14 protein-coding genes and 1 riboswitch are annotated in these 17836 nt (G+C 40.9%); of the genes, 1 reads left to right on the forward strand and 13 read right to left on the reverse strand.

All coding sequences use genetic code 11. From position 1 onward, the window contains the following. Positions 1 to 18 precede the first annotated feature (18 nt). The 7 genes from ACFSKL_RS19110 to ACFSKL_RS19140 all read right to left on the reverse strand — a co-directional run bounded on the left by ACFSKL_RS19110 (position 19) and on the right by ACFSKL_RS19140 (position 7241). Positions 19 to 435 (reverse strand): hypothetical protein, encoded by a 417-nt coding sequence (locus ACFSKL_RS19110; protein ID WP_376888409.1) that lies wholly within the window; start codon positions 433 to 435, stop codon positions 19 to 21. Between the two features lie 98 nt (positions 436 to 533). Further along, positions 534 to 884: a hypothetical protein gene (locus ACFSKL_RS19115; RefSeq protein ID WP_376888411.1), complete on the reverse strand. Its 351-nt coding sequence runs from the start codon at positions 882 to 884 to the stop codon at positions 534 to 536. 227 nt (positions 885 to 1111) lie between these two features. Next, positions 1112 to 1582, reverse strand: coding sequence for a hypothetical protein (locus ACFSKL_RS19120; protein ID WP_376888413.1), 471 nt, complete (start codon positions 1580 to 1582; stop codon positions 1112 to 1114). Positions 1583 to 2167: 585 nt separating this feature from the next. Continuing rightward, positions 2168 to 4333, reverse strand: a complete 2166-nt coding sequence (locus tag ACFSKL_RS19125; protein WP_376888414.1) for a T9SS type A sorting domain-containing protein — start codon at positions 4331 to 4333, stop codon at positions 2168 to 2170. A gap of 13 nt (positions 4334 to 4346) precedes the next feature. After that, on the reverse strand, positions 4347 to 4904 hold the full coding sequence (locus ACFSKL_RS19130; protein WP_376888416.1) for a hypothetical protein: 558 nt from the start codon (positions 4902 to 4904) through the stop codon (positions 4347 to 4349). A 735-nt stretch (positions 4905 to 5639) separates the two neighbouring features. Continuing rightward, positions 5640 to 6293, reverse strand: coding sequence for a Crp/Fnr family transcriptional regulator (locus ACFSKL_RS19135; protein WP_376888418.1), 654 nt, complete (start codon positions 6291 to 6293; stop codon positions 5640 to 5642). A 189-nt stretch (positions 6294 to 6482) separates the two neighbouring features. Next, complete coding sequence (locus tag ACFSKL_RS19140; protein WP_376888419.1) at positions 6483 to 7241, reverse strand: SDR family NAD(P)-dependent oxidoreductase; 759 nt, start codon at positions 7239 to 7241, stop codon at positions 6483 to 6485. A 144-nt stretch (positions 7242 to 7385) separates the two neighbouring features. Between ACFSKL_RS19140 and ACFSKL_RS19145 the strand changes: the two genes are divergently transcribed. Next, on the forward strand, positions 7386 to 8213 hold the full coding sequence (locus ACFSKL_RS19145) for a universal stress protein (protein ID WP_376888421.1): 828 nt from the start codon (positions 7386 to 7388) through the stop codon (positions 8211 to 8213). Positions 8214 to 8711: 498 nt separating this feature from the next. Here ACFSKL_RS19145 and ACFSKL_RS19150 read toward each other — a convergent pair whose 3' ends face one another. The 6 genes from ACFSKL_RS19150 to ACFSKL_RS19175 form a co-directional block, all read right to left on the reverse strand. Then, positions 8712 to 10406, reverse strand: coding sequence for a Na/Pi cotransporter family protein (locus ACFSKL_RS19150; protein WP_376888423.1), 1695 nt, complete (start codon positions 10404 to 10406; stop codon positions 8712 to 8714). A 210-nt stretch (positions 10407 to 10616) separates the two neighbouring features. Beyond that, the gene (locus ACFSKL_RS19155; protein WP_376888425.1) at positions 10617 to 11465 is read right to left on the reverse strand and encodes a hydroxymethylglutaryl-CoA lyase; all 849 of its coding nucleotides are present in this window, start codon (positions 11463 to 11465) and stop codon (positions 10617 to 10619) included. Between the two features lie 93 nt (positions 11466 to 11558). Beyond that, a complete protein-coding gene (metF, locus tag ACFSKL_RS19160) occupies positions 11559 to 12512 on the reverse strand; it encodes a methylenetetrahydrofolate reductase [NAD(P)H] (protein ID WP_376888427.1) in 954 nt (317 codons plus the stop codon). A gap of 2 nt (positions 12513 to 12514) precedes the next feature. Beyond that, a complete protein-coding gene (gene metH, locus ACFSKL_RS19165; protein ID WP_376888429.1) occupies positions 12515 to 15211 on the reverse strand; it encodes a methionine synthase in 2697 nt (898 codons plus the stop codon). After that, positions 15204 to 16247 (reverse strand): homocysteine S-methyltransferase family protein, encoded by a 1044-nt coding sequence (locus ACFSKL_RS19170; RefSeq protein ID WP_376888431.1) that lies wholly within the window; start codon positions 16245 to 16247, stop codon positions 15204 to 15206. The genes metH and ACFSKL_RS19170 overlap by 8 nt, the downstream gene beginning before the upstream one ends. Before the next feature lie 67 nt (positions 16248 to 16314). Then, a riboswitch (SAM riboswitch) is annotated at positions 16315 to 16417 on the reverse strand. A gap of 82 nt (positions 16418 to 16499) precedes the next feature. Then, on the reverse strand, positions 16500 to 17804 hold the full coding sequence (locus tag ACFSKL_RS19175) for a hypothetical protein (protein ID WP_376888433.1): 1305 nt from the start codon (positions 17802 to 17804) through the stop codon (positions 16500 to 16502). Between the last annotated feature and the right edge of the window lie 32 nt (positions 17805 to 17836).

The following is a 17836-nucleotide window of genomic DNA, read 5'->3' on the forward strand; positions in this document are numbered from 1 at the left end:
ATGTCTTTCAATATGGATTTAATTAACGATTTTTTCAGCTGAAATTATTACTACTTGATCAAAATTACTTACTGGATTTCCAAAAGGCCAAGTTCCCCAACTACATAAATAAGTTATTATTTCATCTTCGTTGGCCAATTTGTATCTAAACCTAACTTCTAAATCTTGATTATCAATCCCCCCTAACCAACTATCAAAAAAACCATCAGGAAATTCCACAATGTTTTCAGGAAAATTATAAGTGAGTAAAGTATCAGTAGAAGTAGCGATCAAAAGACCTTCCCCAATTTCATATGATTCTATTGTAAGGCATGGATCATAACCCGTTATATAGCCGGTGGTTTCAAGTATTCTTTGGTCCTCCTCTTCATCCCCACATCCAACACCTATCACTATTGTAAGCAAAACCAGTATTTTAACAGCTAACTTCAACATATTATATTCTACATAAAACTAAAATCTCAGGAACTATTATTTACCTCAAGACGCATTATATAGTCTATATGTCTCAATTATACAAAAGATCTTAAAAATCAATTCCAAATTTTAGTCCCAAACAAGACCTTCAACTCAACTCTATTCTGCAAGTAATCACTGAACTTATCAGAATCATTAAAGTCAATTCGGGTGCCGTCACAGTGAAATTGCGTTTGATTGGTAGAACTTCTTATAGCCTCCTGCAATTCAATGACTTCTCTGCCTTCATATTTATACAAGACAATGCCATTGGTTTCAGGGCTGCTATTCATTCTGTCAGCTTCGATATTTAGCCATTCTATCTTTTCTATCATATTGCCATCGACTCCGCAATTCAAGACATCTTCTGCATCCTCCGAACAGCCCAGAAGCGCAAATCCCATCAAAACAAAAATTAGATTTCTCATTTTCATAATAATTTCAAGTGAATAAAAGGAAACATTCACACTACGCACTATTATTAAGTTATTCAACCCTAACCAAATAAGACACAACCTCATTAAGGTGTAATATCAAAGGACTAATTTGGTAATAATAATAATAATAATAATAATAATAATAATAATAATACTCTTGGGTTATTGTATTATTTAAGTAAAAGAACGATATAAATATTTTTCATATTTATTAAGCATTAATTTTTAAATTGAACATCAAATTCCACTGGAAGAGCATTGTGTTTTTTTTCGATCACAGTTGAATAAAATACAGCTATAGGTGCTTGACAAATTTGTTCAAGCATTCTGACCTTATAAACAATTCTATTATTACACAACAGCACTTGCTGACTATCAAATTCCGCACATTGCTGGTGCCTATACATGCCAGCCAGAATGAAATACTCATCAAAGTCGATGGTTAGTTGTTCCGAGCAGGTAAAATATTTTTCAAAATCCGCTTGAGTGGTTATCACAAGATTCGTTTCCTTTTCATTGCCCCCAATATTTTGAAGCCCGCAGGATGCGCTTTCAAATTCATCAATATAAAATGATTCAACCTGGTGTGCATTATCTCCTTCACAGTCTGGATTTATTTCATTCTGACAACTGCCAATTAGCACTGTCAATAAAAACAAACCTGACATGGTTTTAAATATGGTCTTCATAATTTCTACAGTTTTTATGGCTTTCAAACCTGACTCAAGTAATCTAATCCTTGATAAAGTAAAGACGGATCCAAAACCTAATATGCTACAATTTAAAGTAAATCACTTTTAAAAAACCAAAGAACTAGTTGAAAAACCACTAAGAAATCAAGCATAAATGATATGGATATCAGTAGATAGGCAACATACTGTAATACTGTATACTATTCCATTCCCATTCCAAAATGGAACCATAAGCCGTCGGTTTTGGGAATGGGCAGAAGATGTACCTTGTCCAAAACTTCGACCTTAGAAACACATGCTATAGGAATTGGAATTATTGTCCTAAAAAGTGATCTGTGCAGATGTTTGACAGCGGGAATTCCTTGAAGGCAATGCTGTGGGTATGATCCCCCTATTCTTTGATCAATTTCAAATTGGCTTCGATTTGAAGATTTTTTGGGGTTGATTAATTTTGGCTAAAGCCCGAAAAAACAGGGATCTACTGTAACCGTCCAGCTAAAGCAGGACGCAATTCTGTATCACATCTCATGTCTCATTTCCCAAGTTTTGTCTTGTGTCTCAAATCCCACATCCCCTCTCCACCTATCTTTCAACCCTGATCTGTCTGCGTATGACTGCTTCTTTGTACCTGATATGGAGGTAATAAAAACCACTTTTGAGGTTTCGGGTATCCAAGGTTGCCCTTTTCCTCAGTCCGGTAAGATTATACAATACCTTGCCCCAGCTATCATATAGATGCACATCAAATAGAACATCGTCAAATTGTTGTCCCCCATCAAGTGGATCCAGGACCAAATTCACCTCTTCATCAGCAGGATTGGGATACACCATCAGCTCTATGGGTATTCCCCCACAGTTGTTTACATATGCCGAAACTTGCCTTGTGCCTCCCCCACAGTCACCGGTTACCTGTAGATTGAAAGAAATAAAATTATAACCAATGTGCGGGTTGTTGTCCACAAGAACCGTTACTTCGGCTGTACCCTGGCCCGCCACAATAGTCCCTCCCAATACAGTCCAGTCATAGGAGAGATACCCGAATTCCGAACTCAGGTAGATATACCCATTGTCACAGATAATGTCGTTTTGGGAAATCCCATGGATACTGGTAAGGGGCCCCACTTGAATACTGTTAGTACGTGTAATTGTCCTACAGTCTGTACTGATTTGGAAAGTCAGGGCGGCTGTCCCTGAAATAAAACTGCCTGTTGGCCGGCTGAGATTGGCGGTTGTCCCTGAACCCGAAGTAGGTCCGGAGAATAAATAAGCAGGAAAAACAGACCATGAGACCGTACTTCCAGCAGGTGGGTTCTGAATAGAATAGGTTGAGGAGGAGCAGAGGAAGTCGGGGCCGGAGATGGTGGGTAAAGGAGTTGTATTGGTGGCCATTGCATTGGTGTTGTTAGGATCCAACCATGGGGCCAAACTATTTGCCGCATTTCTTCCAGGAAGAAAATCCCCATTATTATCCCTTCCCCACGAAATGTCAAAACGACCATAAAACCCATCTCTGACCATACATCGTCCCTCAAATGGAAAGAAAGGATTTACATTAATCCCATGTAGTTGTCCTATAATCCTTCTGTTTTGGTCAAGTAAAGGTGAGCCTGAAGACCCTCTTTCAACTGTACCAAAATTAAAATCTACTTCCCAGTGAGTATTGGCAGGGGTTCCCAAAAAATTACCGGGGAAAAAATTAGGAGCTTCTTCATCAACACTGATTTTCATCAGATCTCCACGTGGATGATGTATACCCGCGGTATTTGAAATATCTTGAGTATTCCTTGTCCACCCCAAAAAAGAAACATTTTCATGGTTTGGTCTGGTGTCCATCTCCAAAAGCCCAAAGTCTGTATCTTCATTACGAGCTCTAACTTGTGCACCATTGTAGAAAATATTAATAAAAGAATTGCCCCCTCCTCCCAGTCCATCGCATCTTGGGCTAGGGCTGCGATACTGGAACCTGAAGACATATGCACCGGGGTTGCCAGCCAAGCAATGGTCTGCGGTAAGCAAAAAAGGATTTAAATCAGTACAAGTTGTATTTACCAATGCCCCGGAACAGAAACTTGTACCGTTTGCTACCAAGAGTCTGGAAACCGAATAGGATTCAAGTTCAAAAGGCTGACCGATCGGGCAATCGATATCAATATTACACGGTGCCGATTGCCCAAAACCGGAAGAAAAAGTATTGACGAAACCGTGAATGACTTTGGAAATAATCAGATGCGAAACAGGGTTTTCGTTTGGTTCATACAACTCTATCGTAATTGAAGAACCTTTTATCAAATCAGTAATAAAATCGCCCTGTGCTGTATGGACGTTGTTATGGTCAAATGGTCCCATCATCATATCCCGATCATCATTGTAAATATACATACGTGCTCCTTCTGACAAATGTAGCCTGCTGAAAACCAAATTGAGGGAAAAGGCATTTTTGGAAGAAATCCTGAGTTTCCAGATTTTCCCTTCATGAAAGTCATACCATTTACCATCCTCCAATGAAAGATTCAAATCGAATTCCTTTCCGAACTGAAAAGGCTCATTAGGAGACGCTTTCAAACTTTTTTCCCTTAGTTCAGAAAAATCAAATTCCGGCAGATTGATGCGGGGATAATCCAATTTGGAATGATATACACCACTTTCCTCCACTAATTTTCTATCTACACTATACTCTACCCTTATTTGGCTAAAAACTTGGCAGACGATTATAAAATTTAAAACAAATAAAACTAAATGTTTTTTCATAATCATCTTTATTTTACCCTACTTCAAAATCAATTCTGAACTTCCCATAAAATGGATTAAAATTTGCTAAATTAATCTTTTGTTCGAATTCCGTAAAATACTTCCCGGGAGGTAGTGCATTTCTTTCATCATGGTAAAAAATAGACCATTTATCAAACATATACGTATTTTCACTATCTCCGAACCAAGATAATATTACCTTCATTTCACCATTTTCCGGTAAAACTCTACCTAGTCTAGCATCCCTTATCAATTTCCCTGTTTGTGGAGCACCTATTTTGACAACTCCCCCATTGGGCATTTCCGGGTTTGGAGCTACTTCCTTATAAACTGTAAACATCCCTTGGAAATTAAACAGACTGTCAAAATACCAAGTGAGCGTCTCATCCGTCAGGTTTTTTATGGAGTATTCGAATAGGATGTCTTCCCCTTCCTGAAAAACCCAAGTGGGTTCGCCGTCTGTATTTGTGAGCTGAACCTCCACTTCTACTGGAGGATTAGGCATACCATCTTCTGTACAGGACACTAATATCATCAAAATCAAAGTCATTAAGTTAATTAATCGTTTCATAACAGATTTTTTTCTATGGAGTATCACTTTCGATATTAAGACGTATCCAAAAAACAAAATGTCTTCAATTTAATAAATAGTTTTCAATAAACAAGAATTATCTAACAACACAAAACGCAGTACATCAAACAATTACATTAAATTATCCATTTTACTATCGAAATAATCAAAAAACACTTCTTAAAAATCAATTCCAAATTTTAGTCCCAAACAAGACCTTCAGCTCAACTCTATTCTGCAAGTAATCACTGAACTTATCAGAATCAATAAATTCCTCAGCCATGACGTAGTCAAAACAGATTATGCTACAAGTTAAACTCGAATCTTATCCCATATCTCTGTCACTTCCTGAAATTATTTGACACTTTTTCTTATTGTTTTCAATCCTCTTAAATGCCTGTCACGTCCTGAAAATAGTTGACCCTTTTTTCTTTTAAATGAAGAAGTTCAACCCACTTCGGGGTTGTTGTTTCCTATATCATCATTATTCCCCGGGTCGTAACCCGGGGTTAATCAAAGTTTAACCCTGCCTGCAGCAGGCAGGCACTTCGTGGTTTTTATCTCATTACTTGCCTCTTTTTTCTTGTGTCAGGAATCTTCTACCTCTTAAATCTTACTTCTAGTTTCTCGCTTCTCATCTCTTTGTACATTGTACTTGGTACTTCGTACTTGATCCTCTCAAAAAACCTCAGCGTATCTCTGCACCTCTGCGCCCTCTGCGGGAACCTTTCTCCCTCATCCAACCAACTCCTCAAAATCATCCCTTACATAAATCATATTTCTGCCCAACTCTATCCACTTTTTCTTCTCCAACTGCTTGAGCAAGCGGGAGATTACTTCTCTGGAAGTTCCCAGTTCGTTGGCTATCTCTTGATGCGTAATAGCCAATTCATTTGTCTTGAACTGCTTCATTTTGGTGACGATATAGCGCATCAACCTTTCATCCATTCTCTTGAATGCTACCGCATCAAGCGCTACGAGCAACTCCTGAAACCTACTTTGATAAGTACTCGAAACAAAATCCTTCCATTGCTTGAACTTGTCCATCCACTGCTCATGAAGACTCACCGGGACTCCCAGTATTTTTGTATTATCTTCTGCCACAGCCTTGATTTCAGATGGCTTGGACGCTGAGCAACAAGTGAGTGACAAGGCACAGGTTTCTCCCGGATCTAGGTAGTACAAGAACAATTCCTTCCCATCTTCATCGGTGCGGAGGATTTTTATCGCTCCTTCCAAGACAATTGGTACCATTTTGACAAACTGCCCCGCTTCTGTGATGGTTTTTCCCTGATCAAAAGTATGGACAGTCCCATGATCCAATAATTCCTGTAACAAAAATGGATCTGTGATGTTAGTTAATATTTGCCTTAGTGTACTCAATTCCATTCTTATAGTTATTTAACATGACTACTTTTTGCTACATCCACACATTTTTATCGCTAAATATTCTCCCGATAAAAATAAAAACTAAAGCAACTATTAACAATCATTTAAAATAGTGATAAATATCACAAAGAAAAAGGGCTGGAAAACAATCCCAGCCCTTTTGGAGAAATAATAAACCAACACACTCACTTAAACCGTAAACCCACCATCAATCGCATAAGTCGCCCCAGTGATAAACTTACTTTCATCTGAAGCTAAGAACACGACCAAATTGGCTATATCTTCATTGACTGCATACCTTCCAAGTGGGATCATTTGCTCAAAGCCTTTTTTGACTTCAGATCCTGCACCTGGAGCAAATCCCTCTTCTAAAGAACGCATCATCCTATTGTCCACTGGGGAGGGATGGATGGTATTCACCCGGATATTTTGTGGCGCACCTTCCAGTGCAGCAACCCGCATCACACCAATGGTTCCGTGCTTGCTCGCTGTATAAGCCATTACCTTGGCAGTCCCCCGCAATCCTGCTACCGAAGAGGTGATAATCACAGAACCACCTTGCTTCATCAGAGGAAATGCGTACTTCATTCCTAACCAAACACCTTTGACATTGACTGAAAGTACTTTGTCAAACACATCTTCGGGGTATTCTGTCAATGGCATCACAACACCTTCTATCCCTGCATTGAGAAATAGGATATCAACCTTCCCCATGATTTCGAAGGCCTTTCGTGTATAGTTTTCTACATCATAGGATTTGCTTACATCTGCTGCATAAGTAAATACGTACTCGCTATCAAGGGAGTCTTTTGCTTTTTGAAGCTCATCTTCCCTAAGATCCACCAACATAAGACCTGTCACTCCCAACTCCAGAAATCTCTTGGCTGTTGCCAAACCAATCCCACCTGATCCGCCTGTAATTATTGCTGTTTTTCCATGTAGTGTCATCGTTTTTCCTATTTGTTTGAGACTTCAAGGTACATATGCCAATATCATCTTAACCTATAAATAATCAGTACATTAACTGACTTTTGTCATAAAATAGCCAATATATTTTGTCGAATTTTGGGTTAGAAAACAAATAACCTAGCCATGAAAAGAATAATCGTACCGATCGATTTCTCGAGTTATTCAGAAAATGCATTTCTGAGTGCATTGAAAATAGCATCGAAAGGGAACAGCAGTATCACGTGCATCAACGTAGTGGCTACACCCCTCAATTGGGAAAAACTCCCCAAAGCTGAAAAAGAAAAACACCAAGACATATTGGACCTGGAAGCTGAAAGCAAGGATAAACTCCAAGCATTTATCCTAGACCACCGTACACCTGGCATTCCTATCGAAGGGATCATCGAGATCGGAATACCACACGAAGCCATCATCTCCCTGTCCCAAAAGCAAGCTGCAGATTTGATAGTAATCGGTGCTTATGGAAAAGGGCATGATAAGGGAAAATCCATTGGCTCAACCCTTCAGAAAGTCCTACGCCTTGCAAATTGCCCCGTATTGGCTGTCAAAAAAGTCCTTAACGGAAATGACTTGAGAAAAATGGCTTTTGCCTCACTTTTCAATGAAGAGTCCAAGCCGGCTTTTACCAGGATGAAGCCATTGATCAAGCATCTCCGGTGTGCCGTACATTTTCTTTTCATCAATACTCCCGAAAAATTTGTCAGCTCAAAAGAGTCCGAGCATAAGATGCAAAAATATGCGATAGGGCAAGAGGAATTGATTATCCATAAACATATCTACAACCACCTGGAAGCAGAGAATGGCATCATTGAATTTGCTACCAGAAATAATATTGGCTTTGTAGCTTTGGCTTCCAACAACAGAAAATCCGCAAAAACCTACATGATTGGTACTACCGAAACAGTTTTATTCAAGTCTGACATTCCTGTATTGAGTGTGAAATTTGAGTGAAAAACCGGACAGCAATCAACAGAAATAAAACGCATACTCTGAAGTTTTGACTTTTGCCAAAATCCATTCTAAAAAGTAACGTCTTTATGATGGAACGCTGAAAACGCTGATTTGGCTGATGGTCACTGATTTTTGTAACTAAACTACTATCGGAAAGACCGATAGCTTTGGTTTCGCCTAAAGGCGACTAAAGTGCACCCGAGACTTAGTGTCCTTTGTGAAAAACTTTGTGACCTTAGTGGTTATAATTTTTACCACAATAATCACAAAACAAAAACACCAAGTTCACAAACAAAAAAAACACTAAAATCTTCGTCTAAAGGCGATGGATTTTCCCCCAGTGTGAGGCATTAAAGCCATTGAATCAGTTTAAATCCGCTCAATCTGCGTCATCCTGAGACTCGGGACAGGTTCCGTGTTCGATCCTTAGATTTGATGGAACACAGAATAGGCTGATTTGGCTGATGGTCACTGATTTTTGTAATTAAAACCATTAAATCAGTGCAAACCCGTTATATCTGCGTCATCAGTGTTCCATCCTTCATTTGGTTCAATATCAATCACCGACTTTTCCAAATGCTTCCAATGGATGACAGCATTGCCAAAATTATCCAATCCAGACATTACCTGTTTGATCACATTCGTCAAGGTAGACATGGGGAAATCAATTGGCTTTTTTTGTGCGGCATGATATAAATCCCCAATCATGGCATGATATTGCCTATCATGATTTTGGTTCCAGTCTGGAGCCGCAGACACCTCACCCTGTTCACTGTATTTTCTTATTTTATCCAATTCCTCAAATGTATAGCCCCTTAAGGATTTATACAATGCACTGACATATTGATCCTCTGAATCTTCCATCTCAAGAATATTGTGCAACACATCTTTGAAATCTTTGGCTGCATAGACAGATGTCCTCAATGCCAACATCAAAGAAGTGGTTTTGTTGGCGAGAAAAATATCCAAATTCTCTTCCTGCATGGTGAGATGATAAGCCGTCAGTTCATCTTCCAAAATTTTTATTTCTTTGTATTGGGTCATCAAATCATAGGGCTGTCTGATTATTTTCTTCCAAAGGGTATTTTGCTTGTTTTCTTCGACCCTGAGTTCCCAAATCTTCACTATAAAACCTGAAACCAACTCTATTGCCAATTTGATATCCTTTTCCAATGCTGCCACAGCGGCTTCAGGAACGTCGGTATTTACTTTATTTATATAGACAGATATACTTTTTTCATCCTCTCTCTCAAATTTAGTGTTCAGCCAAGCCTCTAGTTTGGATATGAATGGGTAGAAAATCAAAATCCCAAACAAATTAATGATCGTATTGAGTAAAACCAATTCCATCAATGGATCTTGAATCGAGAAAATCGACATGGTGTAGAGAATAATCCAATCAATGAAAACAAATACGATCAAGCCTGTCACGGCATTGAAAAGAAAATGTGCCAAAGCCAAACGCTTCTTATCCGCAGTACCTTTGAGCGAACCAATACCTACGGTCACGGTAGTACCAATGTTGGCACCAATGATAAGGACAGCTCCTTCCGTTAACCCAATCACTCCCGAACTTATGGCAGAAAGAACGATAACGACCATGGCAGAACTTGACTGTATCAATGCCGTGATTACAATCCCCACAACCAAATAGATCCATAACCCATAAGCACTGAAGTCACTCAGGTCTATTTGGTCAGCTACTGCTTCAATGGCAGATTTCATAAAGTCCAAACCCAAAAAAAGCAATCCAAAGCCAACCGCAAATGCACCTACATTTTTCAAAACAGGCCTATTTGCAAAAAAAAGAAACATCAAACTCCCAATACCCAAAAAGGGCATAGAAAAAGCTGCTACGCTCAATTTAAAGCCCAAGGTAGCGACTATCCAAGCAGTCACAGTAGTACCAAGATTGGCACCAAGGATCACACCGATGGCATTTCTCAGACTGATCACGCCTGCACCCAAAAATGCCAAAACCATCAACGTCACCAAAGAGCTACTCTGAAGGACAGCTGTGATTGAAGCACCGATAAGAACCCCCTTCCATGCAGTATCAGTCGACTTTTGGAGAAGATTTCGAAATGACTTCCCAGCCATGTCCTTGATGGACACTTCCAACTGGTTCATTCCCCAAAGAAACAAACCTATGCCGGCCACAAATTTCCAAGTATCGAATATTTCCTGATCCATCTAGTAGCTAATTAGGATAATTAGTCATTTTCAAATTAAGCATAAGAAACTTATCCATTTATGATGGAACGCTGAAATCATTGACTTCGTTGACGACCATTGATTTTCGTAGTAAAACAATTGAATCAGTGAAAATCCGCTCTATTTGTATTATCCAGAGATTCGGACAGGTTCCGTACTCTTCCCTTTTAGACTTTTCTGTATCTAACATCAGGCAAAGACTACATTCGCTATTTTCATTGCCTCGTTGAATTCAGTCTTATTGATTTCAAAGGGTTGGCTACACTTTTCCAGCACTTTGATTAAGGACTCTGTAGCTATATTGCCCACCAAATCATCATTGGCCATGGGACAACCACCATAGCCTTTAAGTGCAGCATCAAATCTTGTACAACCTGCTTTGAGCGCAGCTTTTACCTTGAGTTCCAACTCTGCCGGTTTGCTATGCAAATGAGCACCAAATTCGATATGCGGAAAAGCCTGGATATTGACCTCAAAAAGTTCCTGGATCAATGAAGCATCAGCCGACCCCACTGTATCTGCAAAAGAGATTATTTTGATACCTATTCCATCCAGTTTTTCCACAAACCCAGCCACCAACTCAGGTGAATAAGAGTCCCCATAAGGATTTCCAAACCCCATGCTCAAGTAAGTAACGAGCGTCTTCCCTTTGATTTCAGCCATATTTTGGATTTCCTCCACCGTCTGAAGGGCCTCTTGGATAGACTTGTTGGTATTCCGTTGCTGAAAAGTCTCGGAAAGTGAAAGAGGAAAACCGAGATAATCTATCTGCTCAAAAACCAAGGCATCCTCTGCCCCACGGGTATTCGCTATGATAGCCAAAAGCTTAGACTTACTTTCAAAAAGGTCGAGCAGATCCAATACATCTGCTGTATCTCTCATCTGGGGGATGGCTTTGGGACTCACAAAACTTCCAAAATCAATAGTATCGAAACCCACCTGCAGCAATTGATTGATATAGGCTGCTTTGATGGCTGTATCGATAAAGTCTGGAAGTCCTTGCATGGCATCCCGAGGGCATTCGATCAATTTTATCATACCATGAATATAGACTTGTGACTTTGGAGGCACAAGTTTTTTGTAAAAAATTCTAGCCATTGAGTACGCCGAGACGTACTCAATGGCTTTCCTTTAAAACACTTCTGTTGCTATTTTATACGTAGCATCTGCCTTACTCATGGTGTAGTAGTGGAGACATGGAGTTCCTGCAGCTATCAACTCTTTGCTTTGTTGGATAGCCCATTCGATGCCTACTTGTTTGACATCGGCATTGGTGCTACATTTCTCCAACTCGTCCATCAAGGCATCCGGAAGGTCTAGGAAGAATGTTCTTGGCAACATGGTGATTTGTCCCAAAGTAGTGATTGGCTTGAGTCCCGGAATGATCGGAATGGTAATTCCTGCTTCCCTCACTTTCTTGACAAATTCGAAATACTTCTGGTTATCGAAGAACATTTGGGTAACGATGTACTCTGCACCGGCATCTACCTTGGCTTTGAGATGCTTCAGGTCAAACTTCAAACTTGGAGCTTCGAAATGCTTCTCCGGATAACCGGCTACCCCCACACAGAAATCCGTATGGAATCCAGTCTCAGTCTCCTCATGCAAATACCTCCCTTTGTTCATCCCAACTATCTGGGAAACCAAATCTTTGGTATAGGAATGCCCATCCGGCTCAGGCACAAATTTATTTTCACTTTTGGGCGCATCTCCCCTCAAAGCCAACACATTCTGAACCCCTATAAAATTGAGGTCGATCAAGGCATTCTCAGTTTCCTCTCTTGAAAATCCCCCACACAGCAAGTGTGGCACAGCATCCACCTGGAACCTATTCATGATCGCTGCGCAAATCCCAACCGTCCCCGGTCTTTTTTTGGTACTTACTTTTTCCAGGAGACCGTTTGGATGTTTTTTGTATATAAACTCTTCCCTATGGTAGGTCACATCTACAAAAGGCGGATTGAACTCCATCAAAGGTTCTATTCCTTCACAAAGGTCTTTTAGACTTTGCCCCTTCAATGGAGGGAGTATCTCAAATGAAAAGAGGGTTTTCTCAGCTTGAGAGATAAATTCTGTAATTTTCATGTTTATGACTTTTGAACATTTAATGAAGGTGAATAAGCTAGGTTTGGTGAAAGCCATTTTTCGGCCTGTTCCATACTCACCCCTTTTCTTCTTGCATAATCTTTGACTTGGTCTTCACCTATTTTCCCCAATCCGAAATATTTGCTTTCGGGATGGCCGAAATAGAAACCACTCACTGAAGAGGTAGGATACATCGCATAGCTATCGGTCAGGGTGATCCCTATATTTTTCTCTACCTCCAGTAGGTCAAATAAAGTTCTCTTCTCCGAATGCTCTGGGCAAGCAGGATATCCCGGTGCCGGACGTATCCCCTGATATTCTTCTTTGATCAACGAGTCGTTTTCGAGGCTCTCATTCTCGGCATACCCCCAAAGCTCCTTTCTCACCAGTACATGGAGGTATTCCGCACCTGCCTCCGCCAATCTGTCAGCGAGGGCTTTGAGCATGATATCGTTGTAATCATCACCCGACTGCTTGAATTCATCCAATTTGTCTTCTATCCCCCAGCCTGCAGTCACTGCAAACCCTCCCAAATAGTCAATCTGATCAGGATGAATATAATCTGCCAAGGACCTGTTGGGCACTCCTTTTCCTTTTTTGCCTTGTTGACGCAAAAAATGGAAGCTCAGACCATTTTCAGGCAAGACCAAATCATCCTCAACCCGCTGCACTGGATAAAGTCCAACAACAGCCTTAGCCTTCAACCATTTCTCCTCGATAATCTTATCCAGCATTTGGTTGGCTTCATCAAAGAGCTTTTGGGCCTCATTCCCAACTACTTTGTCTTGTAGGATTTTGGGGTATTTACCGGAAAGCATCCAGGTACTGAAGAAAGGTGTCCAATCAATATATCCCCTCAAAACAGACAAATCCAATTCCTTATAGACTGTAGTGCCAAGTTTTTTTGGAACAAATGGCACATAATGGTCCCAATCAATAAAGGTAGGATTGGCTTTGGCTTCAGAATAGGTCGCCATTTGCTTTACTTGCTGTTTGGCTTCATGCTCTATCCGCAGTTGCCTATAGGTTTCTTTGATTTGCTTATGGTAGGCATCTCTTGTTTCTTCGGAAATAGACTCTCCAGCTATCGGCACTGACTTGGAAGCATCGGTCACATGAATGACAGTTCCGCTGTAGACTGGATCTACCTTGACAGCCGTATGAATCCTGGATGTGGTAGCCCCTCCGATCAACAATGGAATGGTCAATCCCTGTCTTTCCATTTCGGAAGCGACATAGACCATTTCATCAAGTGAAGGGGTAATCAGGCCACTCAAACCAATGATGTCGACTTTGTTTTTAATGGCTTCGTCGATGATTTTCTGGGCATCCACCATCACCCCCAAATCTATGATATGGTAACTGTTGCATGCCAATACAACACCTACAATGTTTTTCCCAATATCGTGTACATCACCCTTTACTGTAGCCAAAAGGATCTTTTTGATACTGCTCTGCTCTTCATTGTAATCCAAATCACCTACTTTCGGCATGAAGGGTTCCAGATAGGCAACCGCCTTTTTCATCACCCTGGCAGACTTCACTACTTGGGGCAAGAACATCTTCCCTTCCCCAAACAAGTCACCTACCACATTCATCCCATCCATCAAAGGTCCTTCTATTACTTTTAGGGGATTCTTCAGGAGCACTCTTGCTTCTTCTGTATCATCAAGGATATGGTCAATAATCCCTTTCACCAAAGCATGTTCAATCCTCTTTTGAACTGGACTTTCCCTCCAAGCTTCAGTGGCTACTTCTTTTTTATCCGAGGCTTTGACCGTCTCAGCAAATTCCAATAAAGTTTCCGTGGCCTCTTCTTTTCTATCAAAGAGCACATCTTCCACTTTTTCCAAAAGATCCTTCGGGATGTCATCATAGATTTCCAACATGGTGGGATTGACTATCCCCATATCCATTCCATGTCGGATGGCATGGTACAGAAAAGAGGCATGCATGGCTTCCCTCACAGGATTGTTTCCCCTAAAAGAGAAACTCACATTACTCACCCCTCCACTTACTTTGGCGCCAGGCAGGTTCTGTTTGATCCATTGGGTTGCGTGGAAGAAGTCGATGGCGTTTTTCCTGTGCTCATCCATCCCTGTAGCCACAGGGAAAATATTGGGGTCAAAAATGATGTCCTGATGGTTGAATTTGACTACATCGACCAAAACATCATAACTCCGCTTACAGATATCGATCCTCCTTTGGTAGGTATCTGCCTGCCCATCCTCATCAAATGCCATAACGACTACTGCCGCCCCAAATTTCTTGATGGTTTTGGCTTGGTGAATAAACTCAGCCTCCCCATTTTTCAAGCTGATGGAATTGACAATTCCTTTCCCTTGGACACACTTAAGTCCTGCCAAGATTATCTCCCAACGGGAGCTGTCAATCATGATCGGTATCCTGCTAATCTCAGGTTCTGATGCTATCAGATGTAGAAATCGCTGCATGGCAGCTACCCCATCCAACATCCCTTCGTCCATACATACATCCAAGACCTGTGCCCCACCTCTCACCTGATCCAAAGCTACTTCAAGCGCTTCATCAAATTGACCGTTGAGAATCAGTCGGGCAAATTTCTTGGACCCCGTCACATTGGTCCTTTCACCAATATTGACAAAATTGATTTCGGGAGTAAATACCAAAGGTTCCAACCCCGAAAGCTTCATCGCGTCTTTGTATTGTCTTTTACTCATCTGATTCGTTTACCAATTCTAATTCCCTTGGACTGTATTTGGCAGCAATCTCTGCCAATGCAGCAATATGCTCAGGAGTTGTGCCACAGCATCCTCCCAATATGTTGATCATTCCATTCTTCAGAAAATCCTCTACCTGATCTGCCATTTCAACCGAATCCTGGTCATATTGCCCAAATTCATTCGGCAGTCCTGCATTCGGATAAGCGCTTACATAGAAAGGTGCCTTATCTGCTAATATTTTAAGGTAAGGCCTAAGCTCTTTTGCCCCCAATGCACAGTTCAGGCCAACGCTGAACAATGGCACATGAGATATCGATATCAAAAATGCTTCTGTAGTCTGTCCGGAAAGTGTCCGTCCGGAAGCATCCGTAATTGTCCCCGAGATCATCACTGGAATACCTCCCTCTTCAGGCTCCAAAGGCAGATTCCTTTCTTCAAACACCTCTTGTATGGCATACAAGGCCGCTTTGGCATTCAGGGTGTCAAAAATTGTCTCAACCAACAGAATATCCGAACCTCCATCCAACAATCCATGGATCTGTTCTTTGTACGCATCTGCCAATTGGTCAAAAGTCACCGCCCTATAACCGGGGTCGTTTACATCTGGAGAAATCGAGGCTGTCCTATTGGTTGGCCCAATGGCTCCAGCGACAAATCTAGGTTTGTCAGGTGTTTTGGCAGAATATTCCATTACTACTTCTTTGGCTATTACTGCCGACTGGTAGTTGATTTCATAAGCCAAATGTTCCAATCCGTAGTCTGCTTGTGCTATTGTGGTCCCACTGAAGGTATTGGTCTCGATGATATCGGCACCTACTTCAAGGTAAGCAGCATGGATTGCCTTGATGATATCAGGCCTGCTCAGAGAAAGTAAATCATTATTCCCCTTGAGTGGCTTCGGGTGATTGCTCAATGCAGGGGTTCTAAAATCCTCTTCGGAGAGTTTATACCGCTGAATCATAGTACCCATAGCACCATCTAGGATCAAAATCTGTTTTTTGGCTTGTGCTAATAATAATTCCGTTCTAATCATGTCGCTCTGATTCAATATAAAAACTTATGCGAGCAAGAACCGGGAGAAAAAAGACTTTTTAATCTACCGCTCATCTTTTTCCGACAAATTTCGGAATGGGAGTTAGCACCTTGTTAAGTCAGGTTGCTAAGACGTCGTAGGGCCCTTCCCTCGGTCTTTCTCGATAAGCAAGTTCAAAGGTAAGCCGTATAATTGAATTATATCGCTTTTTTCAAAAAATGTTTGACCAAAAGTTCAAATCAATAGGAAAACTTATGGTCTGATGCCAATTGAAAAATGCAAATACGGATTGGCCATGTACTTATACATGGACAAATTTTGCAATCTGTATCTGCTCAATGGTGTTTCGTAGCCAGCGTGAACCCCCAATATGAGATTGAATGCATTCTCAGAGGTGAAAGGTATGGCATAGGCGGCATAGATTTCGGGTTTGGCCATAAGTCCGGAGTTTCTTATGTACCCATCGTGATCCGGCTCTTCAAAGAGCAATGGAAAATCAGGTTTGTAATTGCTTGAAAGAGTATATCGAATATTTGCAAATCCCAAGCCCGCAAGCCCACCAAATTCAAGGTTTTTCCTTTCAAAAAACTTAACCCCAGAATTCGCATAAACCCTCACACTGTTGAGGGTGTGGTTTTGACCTGCACGTGCTGATCCTTTCAGTGCCACATTATATACATCTACCCCATAAAGCCAACCTTTACTCTCCCCCAATACTTTTACGCCCCAATTGTTCGGCCTTCCATCAAAGGGTTCATAACCATTTTCCACCAAAATCTTGTTAAATTCAGTCGCCTTTGTCATCTGCAAACCCGTCAGCAAGTGAATCCCCAAGGATGCATCTTTATAGAAAAAATTATGATCAGGCAATGAAATCCCTACACCAGCACGGATAAAAGCCCCACTTTGTGCACCACTAAACTGAATCCCATTCATTTTCCAAGAATTTTCAAATGGGCTAAATGCATACCCGAATTTGGTCATCACTTCCAAGACTTCTTCCCTGCCGGGAATGGGCAGATCATAACTTGCCTGAAACCCTATCTCCGTAAGCAAACCGGAAAAAAAACGACTTCCTTTGTGAATATTGCCATCCCTCAATACAAAACCATGCTCCGGGTTTTGGAGAAATTCATTGATATTCTGATTTGGCCTATCTCTGAGCATTTGGAAATTCAAAAAACCAGACCCGATAGACATGTAGTGGATAAATTGGAAACTCCCCTCTTCGGTGAGTGCATAACCGACATTGAGCAATACCCTGCTGGTCCTATAGTCAATATTGTAACCATTGAAATCAGAGCTCAATCCGGAATTTTGATAAAGTTCAAACCCCAAAATAAAATCATTGTATCTGGTCTGGTATCCTAGCCCAAGGTTGGTATAGCCCTTTCGCATGGGGGAAAGGCCCTTGTTCTCTAGCATCTCATTGAACAAGCGCAAATTGGCACCGGTAGTGCCATAAGTTACATATAGTGTCGATCTATTTTCCTTATTTGATTGGGCATATGAAATGGCTGAAAATAGAAAAAGGAAAAGAATGGAAGTTGCTCTCATTTCTGGTGTTTATGCATCAAAATTAATTGAAA

The organism is Belliella marina, from assembly GCF_042682445.1.
GTDB lineage: Bacteria > Bacteroidota > Bacteroidia > Cytophagales > Cyclobacteriaceae > Belliella > Belliella marina.